The organism is Methylobacterium sp. Leaf94 (assembly GCF_001426045.1).
GTDB lineage: Bacteria > Pseudomonadota > Alphaproteobacteria > Rhizobiales > Beijerinckiaceae > Methylobacterium.
The window spans coordinates 102,111-114,521 of the sequence record NZ_LMRM01000010.1 but is presented as its reverse complement, the minus strand read 5'-3'; the positions used below and the strand labels follow the sequence as shown (position 1 = coordinate 114,521).

Below are 12,411 nucleotides of genomic sequence, written 5' to 3'. Positions count from 1 at the left end.
TCTCCGAAACTTGGCATGGCGTTCTCTGAACCTGTAGCGGGAGGAGGCTGCCAGCGGACGGGTGCCCGGTAACGTCGCGGGCCGGGAGACCGCCCGATCGGGCGATCTTGGTCCCGGGCGTGACACGGAACCGCGCGGGCTCCGTCCAGACGTGCGCCTGCCTACTGCGAAGTGTATCCAGCGAGAACGCAGAACTCGGCGCGTCGGTCCCTGGAATTTCTCCAGACTGCGAAACCTCGCGCCTTCGTGTGCGGCCGAGCACCTCACGGGGTCGCATCGCCCGACACCCTGGTCGAAGGCCGCACCGTCGAACCCAGGACCAACGCTCCACCCGGCACGAAGGAGAAGCCCACGCGCACCGCGCGGGTCATCGCACAGGTCCGTGCTCCCATCGTCCCGGTCAGCGGCGCCGGAAAACCCGACGATCGCATCGGCCGCTTGAACGCCCTGAAAACCCTCGCCGGCATCCGCACGCGGTCGCCGGTGCCGATGGCGCGCGACGGCCTCGCCGCGGGCGTCCCGATGCCCTAGCTGTTTCAACAGATCTTCCGATCCGGTCGTCAGTCCTCGAAGCCGGTCGTCGAAGCCGGTCGTCTTGGCAAAAGGTGCGCGATGCAAAAGGGATTTCGCTGGTTCGGCCGGGTGGCTCTGCCCGTCCTGGCGCTGGTCGCGAGCGCGGGTGCTGCCGGCGCCGACTGCATCCGGCACGTCTATAACCGCTCACCCCTGACGCTGGTGGGCGCGCAGGAGGGCGGCCCGTCCTTCGTGGTGAGACCCGGCACCGCGCGCGCGATCCGGCTCTCGGGCCCCGGCAGCCTCGAGCTGTCCGGCTACTGCGATGCGTACGGGAGCCGCGGCAATGACGGGATCGGAGGTGCCGCGGTGCAGGCGTCGCTGCGATACACCGCCGTCCTCGATCGCTGCTACATGGAGATCGGCCACGACTTCTTCGACCGCGAACTCGGACGCGGGTTTCTTCCCCGGGACAGCCTCGCGCCGTTCACCGTGAACAATCCGAAACAGGGCGACGTGGTGCTCTACACGGATCGCACGATCTGCCGGCCCCGCTAGGGACGCCTTCGGTCAGATGGGGTGCGGGACCTCGGGCTTCAGCTTGAGGGGCCGCGCCAGTTTCTTCGAAAGGCGCCCCGCCGCCTCCACCGCCGCGCCCTCCGCGCTCGCGGCCGCCACGATGGCCAGAGCCTCGTCCTGGGCGGATGTCAGCACCGCGTAGACGCGCAACGCCTCTCGGCGCTGCTTCACCGCGACGAGAAAGACCTGGCTCTTGGCCCGCTTGCCCTTGTCGGCGGGAGCAGCCTCGGAGGACGGACGACGACGGCTCAAGGACGGACCGGCATCCGTTGGAGACCGACGGCCGGAACGGCGCAGGCCCTCTCGCTTGCGAAGATCGCGATCTCGTCCTTCCTCCGTCGTTTCACGGTCCCGACGACGTCCCGGACCGGGGAGAGGGCGACGCGCGTGCGTGTTCCCAAACGCCCGACCGGCGGCACGGGATCCGATCGCAAAGAACGCGTTTCACGAGCTTCGGCGCGCAATCCTATCCCACCCCGACATCCCAGCGCGGTCGTGCCGCGAATTTCGCCGTTCATCATGCATGCTCAGCCAGATTCGGGAAGATCATCGACCGTGATCACCCCGGGATGCCTCCGAAGTTTCTGTGCGATGTCTTCCACGGAGCGGCGCGACAGCCGCACGAAGGTGATCAACGTCTCGTCGAATTCAGGCGCGGAACCGCGCCGAGTCACGAATTGCCGGACACGGGAGGGGCGCACACCGGACACGGCCTGCACCACCTCCAGGCTGATGCAGCCGGGCTTGGCCACCACGCGGAGGGGCCGGATGTGCATCCGGTCGTGGTAGCGCTCCTGCAAGGGTTTCATCCCGGCGAGGATCCCCAGCAGGATCGCCGTGGTGGCGATGCCCGCCACGTAGAGGCCGCCGCCGACCGCGAGACCGACGGCCGCGACGGCCCAGAGGCTCGCCGCGGTGGTGAGCCCCTTCACCACCTCGCCCCGCAGGAGAATCGTTCCCGCCCCGAGAAACCCGATGCCGGAGACGACCTGGGCGGCCATGCGCGAGGGATCGAGGGCGACGTTCCGGGTCCCGAGCACATCGGCGAAGCCGAAGGCCGAGACGATCATGATCAGGCAGGCGCCGACGCCGACCAGCATGTGCGTTCGCAGGCCCGCGGCCCAGAGCAGGCGCTCGCGTTCGATGCCGATCAGCCCGCTCAGGATCGCGGCCAGGAGCAGGCGCCAGACGATCTCGACGTTGCCTAGCATTCCCGGGTCTCCTCCCAATCCGATGTCGCGCGCCGGCCGAAGCGGACCTCAGCCGATGAAAGCCGTCACGGCGTAGCAGGCCGCGGCGATCAGGGCGGCAGCCGGCAGGGTCAGCACCCAGGCGACCACGATGTTGCCGGCGACGCCCCAGCGAACCGCCGAGGTCCGCCGTGCAGCCCCGACGCCGATGATCGCGCCCGTGATGGTGTGGGTGGTCGAGACCGGTACGCCGAGCCAGGTCGCGGCGAACAGGGTGATCGCGCCGCCCGTCTCGGCGCAGAACCCCTGCATCGGGTTCAGACGCGTGATCCTGGAGCCCATCGTGTGCACGATGCGCCAGCCCCCAAGCAGCGTGCCCAGCGCCATGGCGGACTGGCAGGAGATCACCACCCAGAGGGGAACGTGAAAGGAGGCGCCCAGGTGGCCCTGCGAGTAGAGCAGCACCGCGATGATCCCCATGGTCTTCTGCGCGTCGTTGCCGCCGTGGCCCAGGGAGTAGAGCGAGGCCGAGACGAACTGCAGGGCGCGGAAGCGCCGGTCGACCGCGAACGGCGTCGCCCGCACGCAGAGCCAGGAGACCATCAGCACCAGGAGGAGCGCGAGCAGAAAGCCCAGGAGCGGCGAGAGGACGATGGCGGCGGCGGTCTTCGTCAGACCGCTCCAGACCACCGCGCTGAACCCGGCCTTGGCGACGCCCGCTCCGATGAGGCCGCCCACGAGGGCGTGCGAGCTGCTTGACGGGATGCCGAAGACCCAGGTGACGATGTTCCAGGTGATGGCGCCCATCAGCGCGCTGAAGATCACCCGGGGATCGATGATCCCCGCATCGACGATTCCGGTCCCGAGGGTCTGGGCCACGTGCAGGCCGAAGAACAGAAAGGCAATGAAGTTGAAGAACGCCGCCCAGAGCACCGCGTATTGGGGCCGCAGCACCCGCGTCGACACGATGGTGGCGATGGAGTTGGCCGCATCGTGCAGGCCGTTGAGGAAGTCGAAGAACAGCGCGACGGCGATCAGGCCGGCGAGGGCGGGCAGGGCGAGCGCGGTGGCCTCGGTCATCGGGTCGCCTACACGTTCTCGATCACGATGCCGCTGATCTCGTTGGCGACGTCCTCGAAGCGGTCGACCACGTCCTCGAGGTGGCCGTAGATCTCCGCACCGATGAGGTAGGCCATCGTGTCGCCGTCGCCGCCATCCTTGCGGTGGGCCTCGTAGAGCGCCTTGAGGCCGCGCTCCTGCAGCTCGTCCGAGCGTCCCTCGACCCGGGTGATCTGCTCGGTCAGGGTGTTGATGCGCCCCGCATGGGTTCCGACGGCCGTGAGGAGGGGGATCGTCTCGGCGGTGAGCCGCGCCGCCTCGATCACGGTGCCGCCCATCTCCTGCATCAGCGGTTCGAAGCGGCGAACCTCGTAGAGGGCGATCGTCTTCACCGTCTTGTTCATCTGGTCGATGGCGTCGTCCATCGACTGGATCAGGTCCTTGATGTCGCCTCGGTCGAAGGGCGTGATGAAGCTCCGGCGCACGGCGAGGAGGACTTCGGCGGTGATCGCGTCCGCCTCATGCTCGCGCTCCACCACCTGCTGGCAGTAGCGCGGAACGGCGTCCCCGCCCTGAAGTACGCCCTGCAGCGCTTCGGCGCCGGCCACCAGGGTGCGCGAGTGCCGCTCGAAGAGGTCGAAGAACCGATCCTCGCGCGGCATCAACGCCTTGAACCAACCCAGCATCCCCGACTCCGGACCCACCCCGCTTGATTAGCCAACTAGGGTTTTCGCGCGCAGGAGACCAGGGCCTTCGCGAGCTTTGCCCTGGTGCGCCGCCCAGGCAATCATCGGCCGATGACGCTGCGGATGGTGAAGCTCGACTGGATACGGGCGACTCCGGGCAGCTTCGAGAGCACCGACCGGTGCAGCCGCTCGTATTCCGCCATGTCGGCGACGCGGATCTTCAGGAGATAATCGGAATCGCCCGTCATCAGGTAGCAATCCTGGATGTCTGGGCAGCGCCGCACGGCCGCCTCGAACCGGTTGAGGCAATCCTCGGTCTGCCGCTCCAGGGCGATCCGGGTCATCACCACCAGGCCGGCGGAGACGGGCCCGTCGAGAAGCACGGTGTAGCCGCGGATCGTGCCGTTGCGCTCCAGCATCCGCAAGCGCCGCAGGCAGGCGGAGGCCGAGAGGCCGACGCGCTGCGCCAGGGCAGCGTTCGGGATCCGCGCATCCTCGCGGAGGACCCGAATGATCGCGCGATCGATCTCGTCGGGCGGCATCACTATCCTCGGCCGGCATAGGCAACGATCGTGCATCGTATCGCAGGATCGTGCGTCGGGCACCCTTTGCGAGGCGGAACCTGCACCATCTTCGCTGCACCGCTCGCAGGATCGAGTGTCTCTAGTCCGACGAGACCGGAGCGCTCGGGGCCGGGAGCGGCATGGCCCCGCCTGTGCTTGGGATTCCGGGCCTCAGGGGAGACGTGCGATGCGGGTCCTGGTTCTCGGAAGCGGCGTGGTCGGCGTCAGCACGGCCTATTACCTCGCCAAGGCCGGTCATGCCGTCACGGTGATCGACCGCCAGCCCGCCGCCGGCCTGGAGACGAGCTTCGCCAATGCGGGCCAGGTCTCGCCGGGCTACTCGGCCCCCTGGGCGGCCCCGGGCATTCCCATCAAGGCGATGAAGTGGCTGATGATGCGCCACCGGCCCCTGGTGCTGTGGCCGACCGTCGAGCCGCGCTTCTATGGCTGGCTCGCGCGCATGCTCGCGAACTGCACCGAGGACGCGTATATCCGCAACAAGGGCCGCATGGTTCGTCTCGCCGAGTACAGCCGGGACGTCCTGCGCGACCTGCGCACCGAGACCGGCATCACCTACGACCACCGGACCCGCGGCACCCTCCAGCTCTTCCGCACGCGAAAGCAGCTCGACCATGTCGGCGACGACACCCGCGTCCTCGATACCTATGGGGTCGCCTACACGGTGCTGGACCCGGCCGGATGCATCGCGGCCGAGCCCGCGCTGGCCGGCGTCCGCAACACGATCGTCGGGGGCCTTCACCTGAGCGGCGACGAGACGGGCGATGCCCACCTGTTCACGCAGCGCCTGGCGGAGCTGTGCGCGCGGATGGGCGTCCGTTTCCGCTACGGGACGCGCATCGACGGCCTCGAGACCGCGGGCGACGCGGTGACGGGCGTGGTCTGCGGCTCCGAGACCCTGCGGGCCGATGCCTACGTCGCCGCCATGGGCTCCTTCACCCCAGGCCTCCTCCGTCCCCTCGGGCTTCGGCTGCCGATCTATCCCGTCAAGGGATACTCGCTCACCCTGCCGGTCACCGACCCCGCCCAGGCGCCGGTCTCCACCGTCATGGACGAGACCTTCAAGGTCGCGCTCACGCGCCTCGGGGACCGGATCCGCGTGGGCGGCACGGCCGAGCTCGCGGGCTTCAGCGATGTCCTCAGGGCCCCGCGCCGGGCGACCCTGGAGCGCTGCGTCCGGGACCTGTTCCCGAACGGGGGCGACCTCGCGGCCGCCACGTTCTGGACCGGCCTGCGCCCGATGACGCCGGACGGCACGCCGATCGTCGGTGCCACGCGCTATGCCAACCTCTACACCAACACCGGCCACGGCACCCTGGGCTGGACGATGGCCTGCGGCTCCGGTCGGATGCTGGCCGACCTGATGTCCGGCCGCGCGCCCGACATCGACCATGCCGACCTGGCGCTCGCCCGCTACGCCGCCTGACGCCGTCAGGCGGTGAACCCCTCCAGGATGAGCATCACCAGGGGGATGGCGAGCCCGGCGAGCACCGTCTGCAGGGCGAGGATGCCGGCCATCAGCGGCGCGTCGCCCCCGAGCTGCCGGGCCATGATGTAGGACGAGGACGCCGTCGGCAGCGACTGGAACAGCAGGGCGGTGGCGGCGGCCGGCCCGTGCAGGCCGGCGGCGAGGCAGGCCAGGATCGTCACCGTCGGCATCAGCACGAACTTGGCGACCGACGCGATGACGACCGGACGCAGCCAGGTCCGGACGGTACGGGGATCGAGGGCGGCGCCGACGCAGAGGAGACCGAGCGGGAGGGAGGCCTGCCCCAGGGCCTTCAGGGTGGGCTCCAGTCCCGGCGGCAACCCGAAGCCCGTCGCCTGCAGGGCGATCCCGATGCCGCAGGCGACCACCAGGGGATTGAGAAGGATCTGGCGGAGGATCGCCCGCGGCGCCAGCCGCCCGCCCGAGCCGAAGCGCGCGAAGACCAGGACGCACAGGATGTTGACCGTGGGCACGATGGCCGCGTTGGCGACCGCCGCGAGGGCGATTCCCTGCAGGCCGAACAACCCCGCCGCCGCCGAGACCCCGACGTAATTGTTGAAGCGCACTCCGCCCTGAAACACCGAGGTGAAGGCCGCTCCGTCGAGGTCGAGCCGCGGCCGGATCGCGAGCAGCATGAGCGCCACCGCGAGGGTCGAGGCCACGAGGACGCCCGCCAGGGCGAGGACGGGCACGCCGTCCAGGCGCGCGGTGGCCAGCCCGTGGATGAACAGCGCCGGCAGCAGCACGTAGTAGCCGAGGCGCTCGGCCTGGGCCCAGAACGACTCGGCCACGAGGCCGTTGCGGCGCAGCAGCACGCCGAGGCCGATCAGCAGCGCGATCGGCACCAGGGCGAGGATGACCGTCGCGCTCACGCGGCGGGCCGGAGGACGCTGGAACCGGCGGTGATCGATAAGCGCATGGATCGCAACTCGGGTGAGACGACGGCCAGCTGTACGTGACGTGGGTTGCGGAAGAGTACCGGGGCGGGTGCGTTCCTGGGGGCGCGGGGCATGGCCATCCCCAGGCATCGCGGGGAACGGGCCTGCCACACCCGTCGCCATGGCCCCCGATTTGCATCATTTTGATGCATCGTCCCGGCTCGAATCGCCGGGACTGCGGATTGTCTGATGGCGCTCGAACAGCCCTCGCCGGCCGGACTCGACGAGACCTATCGCCGGATCACCTGGCGGCTGCTGCCGTTCCTGATGTTCCTCTGGGTCCTCTCCTGGATCGACCGGGTGAACATCGGCTTTGCCAAACTGCAGATGCTCGCCGACCTGAAGTTCAGCGAGACCGTCTACGGCATCGGCGCCGGGATCTTCTTCATCGGCTACTTCCTCTGCGAGGTCCCGAGCAACCTCCTCCTCGAGCATATCGGCGCCCGCAAGACCATCGCGCGCATCACCCTGCTGTGGGGTCTCTGCTGCGTGGCGATGATGTTCGTCACCACCCCCGGCCTGTTCTACGTCCTGCGTTTCCTCCTGGGGGTGTTCGAAGCGGGCTTCTATCCGGGCGTGATCCTGTTCCTGACCTACTGGTACCCCACCGAGCGGCGCGCCAAGGTCTTCGGGCTGTTCATGTCGGCCTCCGCCATCGCGGGGGTGATCGGCGGACCGCTGGCCGGCACGATCATGACCGGACTCGACGGCGTGAACGGCTGGTCAGGCTGGCAGTGGGTCTTCCTCCTCGAGGGCATCCCGTCGATCCTGGCCGGCCTCGTCACGCTGTTCTATTTGACCGATCGGCCGGAGAAGGCCGGCTGGCTGACCCCGGAGCAGCGCGCCCTGGTCGCGGCCGACCTCGCCCGCGACGCGGCGGCCCTCGGCCCGCGGGAGCATCGCATCCTGGCCTCGTTGCGGGATGTCCGGGTCTGGCAATGCATCGCGATCTTCTTCTGCATCATCACCGCCAACTCGGCCCTGACCTTCTTCGGGCCGAGCGTGGTCCGCGAGGCGGGCTACACCGACCCGCTCACCATCGGCTGGATCATGTCCGGCGCCTATCTCTGCGGCGCAGCCGGGATGATCCTCAATGGCCGCCACTCCGACCGCTCCGGCGAGGCGCGCCTCCATTGCGGCCTCCCGGCGCTGATCGGCGCCGTGGCGATCGCCCTCCTCGGGTGGCTCGTCCCGATCAGCCCGGCGCTGTCGATCCTCGCCCTCACGGTGGCGATCGTCGGCACCATGAGCGCCATTCCGGTCTTCTGGCAGATCCCAGGCCGGTTCCTCGCCGGTTCGGCCGCGGCGGCCGGCATCGCGCTGATCAACGCGGTGGCGAACCTTGCCGGGTTCGGCGCGCCGGCGGTGATGGGCGCCCTGCACGAACAGACCGGCTCTGCCGCCACCGGCCTCTGGATCGTCGCGGGCTTCGAGGTCGCGACGCTCCTCCTCATCCTCGCCTTCGTCCCGCCGGAACCCGGAGCCCTGGTCCGGCGGGCCGCGGCACGCGCCGCCCACGAACCCGCCTGAACCCGAACCCCGCACTCGTCGAGAAGGACACGCCATGGATCGACCGGCCCTCACGCGCCGAAGCCTCGTCGGCGCCGGTCTCGGCGCCGTCGCCGCCACCGGCGCTCTGGCGCAGGCCGCGCCCGCCCCGCCGAGGGCCCTGGCGACGGCGCCGAACTCCCAGGCCGGCCTCGGCCCGCGCCTGACCCTGCACGCCATCGACAACTTCCACGGCACGCCCGGCGCCGGCATGGTCTGCGACCTAGCGATCCGAGAGGGCGACGCCTATCGGACGCTCAAGACCGTGACCACCGCCGCCAATGGCCGTCCGGCCGAACCGCTCCTGGTCGACGAAGCCCTGAAGGTCGGCCAGTACGAGTTGCTGATGCATTTCGAGGCGTATTTCGCCAAGGCCGGCGTAGCGCTGCCGCAGCCGAATTTCCTCAGCCTCGTTCCGGTGCGCTTCGTGATCCGCGATGCGGGGCAGCGCTACCACCTGCCGGTGCTGTTCACCCCCTGGGGCTACTCCTACTATCGCGGCAGCTGACGCGCCCGCGGCACCCCTTCAGCGAGATTTCCTTCCGGAGCCCGATCGACATGGCCGGCATCACCACACACGTCCTCGACGCGGATCGCGGCCGCCCGGCGCCGGGGGTGCGCATCGACTTCTCCGTGAGGGAGGGCGACGCGTGGCGCCTCGTGAAGAGCGTCGTCACCAATACCGACGGGCGCACCGACGCACCGATCCTGCCAGCCGCCGAGGCCAAGGTCGGTCAGTACCAGCTGGAATTCCACATCGACGCCTACCTGAAGACCAAGCCCGGCGTGACCGAGGCCGACATCTTCGTCGACAATCCGGTGGTGCGCTTCGCGGTCTTCGATGCCGGGCAGCACTACCACGTGCCGATGCTGTGCGCGCCGGGCACCTGCGCCACCTACCGAGGCAGCTGACGGCGATGGTCGATTCCGGAAAGCCCGATCTCGCCGCCATCAATCGGCTCGATGGGGCCGGCTTCGTCGTCCGGTTCGGAGGGGTGTTCGAGCATGCGGCCTGGGTCGCGGAGCGCGCCCACGCGCACGGGCCCTTCGCCAGCCTCGACGACCTGCACGCGGCCATGATGCGGGCCGTGCGCGCCGCACCGACCGAAACCCGCATCGCCTTCCTGAACGGCCATCCGGAGCTCGCCGGGCCCGAGGCGCGGGCCCGCAGCATGACGGCGGATTCGGCGAGCGAGCAGGGCAGCGCCGGGCTCGACCACATGCCCGCCGCCGACGCGGAAGCCTTCGACCGCCTGAACGCCGCCTATCGCCGCCGCTTCGGCTTTCCCTTCATCATCGCGGTCCGCGGCCGGGCGCGGGCCGAGATCCTGGCGATCTTCGCGGAGCGCCTGCAGCGCACCCCCGCGGAGGAAGAGCAGGCCGCCCTCGACGAGATCGCACTGATCACCCGGATGCGGCTCGACCGCCTCGTCGCCGCATCCGGGTGAGGCAGTTCACTTCAGGCGGGCGGCGGCCCAGGCGATGTGGTCGGCCATGAAGGTGGAGATGAAGTAGTACGAGTGGTCGTACCCCTCGCGCATGTTGAGGGTCAGGGGAATGCCGGCGGTCTTGCAGGCCTCTTCCAGGAGCCAGGGACGCAGGCCGTCGTCGAGGAAGCTGTCGGCGGTGCCCTGGTCGACCAGGAACTCCGGGAAGCGCTTGCCGTCCTCGATCAGCGCCGTGGCGTCGTGGGCGCGCCACGCGGCGGTGTCGGTGCCGAGATACTTTTCGAAGGCAGGCTTCGACCAGCCGGCCGTGGAGGGCTGGGCGATCGGCGCGAAGGCCGAGCAGGACTTGAAGCGGTCGGGATAGGTGAGGGCGATGGTCAGTGCACCGTGGCCGCCCATGGAATGGCCGAAGATGCCCTGGCGGGACATGTCGGCCGGGAACTCCTGAGCGATGAGGGCGGGCAGTTCCTCGGTCACGTAGCTCCACATCCGGTAGTTCGCGGCGTAGGGCGCCTGGGTGGCGTCGAGGTAGAAGCCGGCGCCGGAGCCGAACTGCCAGTTGCCCTCTTCGTCGGGAATGCCGGGGCCGCGCGGGCTGGTGTCGGGCGCCACGATGATGACGCCGTGCTCGGCCGCCGCCTTGCGGTACTCGCCCTTGTCCATGACGTTGGCGTGCGTGCAGGTCAGGCCCGAGAGGTACCACAGCACCGGCACCGGGCCGGCCTCGGCCTGCGGCGGCACGAACACCGCGAAGGTCATCGGGCAGCCCGTGGTCCGGGCATCGTGCTTGTAGACGCCCTGCGTGCCGCCGTGGGCGCGGGCCTTCGAGAGGGTTTCCATGTGTACTCTCCTGCTTAGGGCTCAGAGTCCCGTTCCGGGGCTGGGAAAGGGTGCGATGTCGGGCCCCTGATAGAATGGTCGGTCCGCGCCCGTCCCTCTGCCTCTGCGGGAGAGGGCGGCCCGCGTCAGCGGGTCGGGTGAGGGGAGCACCGGTCCCGGAGAGGTCGCCCCCTCTCCCGCCTGCTCCGCAGGCACCCTCCCCCGCGAAGGGGGGAGGGACCGGACACGATCTGTCCCGATCGGATCAGTAAACCACCACCGACCGGATCGACTTGCCCTCGTGCATGAGGTCGAAGCCGTGGTTGATGTCCTCGAGCGGCATGGTGTGGGTGATCAGGTCGTCGATGTTGATCTTGCCCTCCATGTACCAGTCGACGATCTTCGGCACGTCGGTGCGGCCGCGGGCGCCGCCGAAGGCCGAGCCCTTCCAGACGCGGCCGGTGACGAGCTGGAATGGACGGGTCGCGATCTCCTTGCCGGCCTCGGCCACGCCGATGACGATCGACTCGCCCCAGCCGCGGTGGCAGCACTCGAGGGCCTGGCGCATCACGTTGACGTTGCCGGTGCAGTCGAAGGAGAAATCAGCGCCGCCGCCGGTCACGTCGAGGATCGCCTGGACCACGTGATCGTTGCCGACCTCCTTCGGGTTGATGAAGTGGGTCATCCCGAACTTGCGGGCCATCTCCTGCTTGTCCGGATTGATGTCGACGCCGATGATCTTGTCGGCCCCGACCATCCGGGCGGCCTGGAGCACGTTGAGGCCGATGCCGCCGAGGCCGAACACCACGACGTTGGCGCCGGGCCAGACCTTGGCGGTGTAGATCACCGCGCCGATGCCGGTGGTGACGCCGCAGCCGATGTAGCAGATCTTGTCGAAGGGGGCGTCTTCGCGGATCTTGGCCAGCGCGATCGCCGGCAGGACCGTGAAGTTCGAGAAGGTCGAGCAGCCCATGTAGTGGAACAGGGTGTTGGACCCGCCCGGGCTGCCGCCGGTGGAGACGCAGGAGAAGCGGCTGGTGCCGTCGGGCATCACGCCCTGGCCCTGCGTGGAGCGGATCGCGGTGCACAGGTTGGTGCGCTGCGACAGGCAGGACTTACAGTTGCGGCATTCCGGGGTGTAGAGCGGGATGACGTGGTCGCCGGGCTTCAGCGCGGTGACGCCGGCGCCGACCTCGCGGACGATGCCCGCGCCCTCGTGGCCGAGGATCGCCGGGAACTTGCCCTCGGAATCGAGGCCCGACAGGGTGTAGGCGTCGGTGTGGCAGATGCCGGTGGCCATCAGCTCGACGAGAACCTCGCCGGCCTTGGGTCCTTCGATGTCGATGGTCTCGATCGTGAGAGGCTTCTTGGCCTCCCACGCGACCGCGGCGCGCGTCTTCATAGCAGTGTCCTTAGAGCTGTGATGATCACGGACGGCGGCGATGGATGCCGGCGCTTCGTCTCGCGGCACCCGAAAGGTGGCAAGGCGAACGGCCCGAAAATCTGAATGGTGTTTGATGCCTCCGGCGTCGAGATGCAACAGGCGTGCTCCGTCGTTTGC

General features: G+C 69.2%; 15 protein-coding genes. 7 read left to right on the top strand and 8 right to left on the bottom strand.

The features are described from left to right. Nucleotides 1–246 precede the first annotated feature (246 nt). Together ASG63_RS07775 and ASG63_RS07770 are read left to right on the top strand one after the other, a co-directional pair. The gene (locus ASG63_RS07775; protein ID WP_056213869.1) at nt 247–531 is read left to right on the top strand and encodes a hypothetical protein; all 285 of its coding nucleotides are present in this window, start codon (nt 247–249) and stop codon (nt 529–531) included. Nucleotides 532–612: 81 nt separating this feature from the next. Continuing rightward, the gene (locus tag ASG63_RS07770) at nt 613–1,071 is read left to right on the top strand and encodes a hypothetical protein (RefSeq protein ID WP_056213864.1); all 459 of its coding nucleotides are present in this window, start codon (nt 613–615) and stop codon (nt 1,069–1,071) included. 12 nt (nt 1,072–1,083) lie between these two features. Here ASG63_RS07770 and ASG63_RS07765 read toward each other — a convergent pair whose 3' ends face one another. The 5 genes from ASG63_RS07765 to ASG63_RS07745 form a co-directional block, all read right to left on the bottom strand. Then, nucleotides 1,084–1,344: a hypothetical protein gene (locus ASG63_RS07765; RefSeq protein ID WP_056213862.1), complete on the bottom strand. Its 261-nt coding sequence runs from the start codon at nt 1,342–1,344 to the stop codon at nt 1,084–1,086. 275 nt (nt 1,345–1,619) lie between these two features. Further along, entirely contained in the window at nt 1,620–2,303 is a 684-nt protein-coding gene (locus ASG63_RS07760; RefSeq protein ID WP_056213858.1) for an MgtC/SapB family protein, read from the bottom strand. 48 nt (nt 2,304–2,351) lie between these two features. Beyond that, on the bottom strand, nt 2,352–3,362 hold the full coding sequence (locus ASG63_RS07755; RefSeq protein ID WP_056213855.1) for an inorganic phosphate transporter: 1,011 nt from the start codon (nt 3,360–3,362) through the stop codon (nt 2,352–2,354). Nucleotides 3,363–3,370: 8 nt separating this feature from the next. Further along, nucleotides 3,371–4,027: a DUF47 domain-containing protein gene (locus ASG63_RS07750; protein ID WP_056213851.1), complete on the bottom strand. Its 657-nt coding sequence runs from the start codon at nt 4,025–4,027 to the stop codon at nt 3,371–3,373. A gap of 101 nt (nt 4,028–4,128) precedes the next feature. Next, nucleotides 4,129–4,569: an Lrp/AsnC family transcriptional regulator gene (locus ASG63_RS07745; RefSeq protein WP_056213848.1), complete on the bottom strand. Its 441-nt coding sequence runs from the start codon at nt 4,567–4,569 to the stop codon at nt 4,129–4,131. Nucleotides 4,570–4,777: 208 nt separating this feature from the next. On the opposite strand from ASG63_RS07745, the gene ASG63_RS07740 reads away from it, so the two are divergent. After that, nucleotides 4,778–6,034, top strand: coding sequence for a D-amino acid dehydrogenase (locus ASG63_RS07740; protein ID WP_056213844.1), 1,257 nt, complete (start codon nt 4,778–4,780; stop codon nt 6,032–6,034). Between the two features lie 5 nt (nt 6,035–6,039). On the opposite strand, the gene ASG63_RS07735 is transcribed toward ASG63_RS07740, so the two are convergent. Then, nucleotides 6,040–6,969, bottom strand: coding sequence for an AEC family transporter (locus tag ASG63_RS07735; protein ID WP_056213841.1), 930 nt, complete (start codon nt 6,967–6,969; stop codon nt 6,040–6,042). Between the two features lie 255 nt (nt 6,970–7,224). Here ASG63_RS07735 and ASG63_RS07730 point away from each other — a divergent pair, with 255 nt between their 5' ends. The 4 genes from ASG63_RS07730 to uraD are packed head-to-tail and all read left to right on the top strand — an operon-like array spanning nt 7,225 to nt 10,031. Next, a complete protein-coding gene (locus ASG63_RS07730; RefSeq protein WP_056213837.1) occupies nt 7,225–8,565 on the top strand; it encodes an MFS transporter in 1,341 nt (446 codons plus the stop codon). 34 nt (nt 8,566–8,599) lie between these two features. Beyond that, a complete protein-coding gene (gene uraH / locus ASG63_RS07725) occupies nt 8,600–9,091 on the top strand; it encodes a hydroxyisourate hydrolase (protein ID WP_056213834.1) in 492 nt (163 codons plus the stop codon). Between the two features lie 50 nt (nt 9,092–9,141). Continuing rightward, on the top strand, nt 9,142–9,495 hold the full coding sequence (uraH, locus tag ASG63_RS07720; protein WP_056213830.1) for a hydroxyisourate hydrolase: 354 nt from the start codon (nt 9,142–9,144) through the stop codon (nt 9,493–9,495). 5 nt (nt 9,496–9,500) lie between these two features. Next, on the top strand, nt 9,501–10,031 hold the full coding sequence (uraD, locus tag ASG63_RS07715; protein WP_056213827.1) for a 2-oxo-4-hydroxy-4-carboxy-5-ureidoimidazoline decarboxylase: 531 nt from the start codon (nt 9,501–9,503) through the stop codon (nt 10,029–10,031). 6 nt (nt 10,032–10,037) lie between these two features. Here uraD and fghA read toward each other — a convergent pair whose 3' ends face one another. Both fghA and ASG63_RS07705 read right to left on the bottom strand, forming a co-directional pair. Next, nucleotides 10,038–10,871, bottom strand: coding sequence for an S-formylglutathione hydrolase (fghA, locus tag ASG63_RS07710; protein ID WP_056213824.1), 834 nt, complete (start codon nt 10,869–10,871; stop codon nt 10,038–10,040). A gap of 244 nt (nt 10,872–11,115) precedes the next feature. Continuing rightward, complete coding sequence (locus ASG63_RS07705) at nt 11,116–12,252, bottom strand: S-(hydroxymethyl)glutathione dehydrogenase/class III alcohol dehydrogenase (protein ID WP_056213821.1); 1,137 nt, start codon at nt 12,250–12,252, stop codon at nt 11,116–11,118. Between the last annotated feature and the right edge of the window lie 159 nt (nt 12,253–12,411).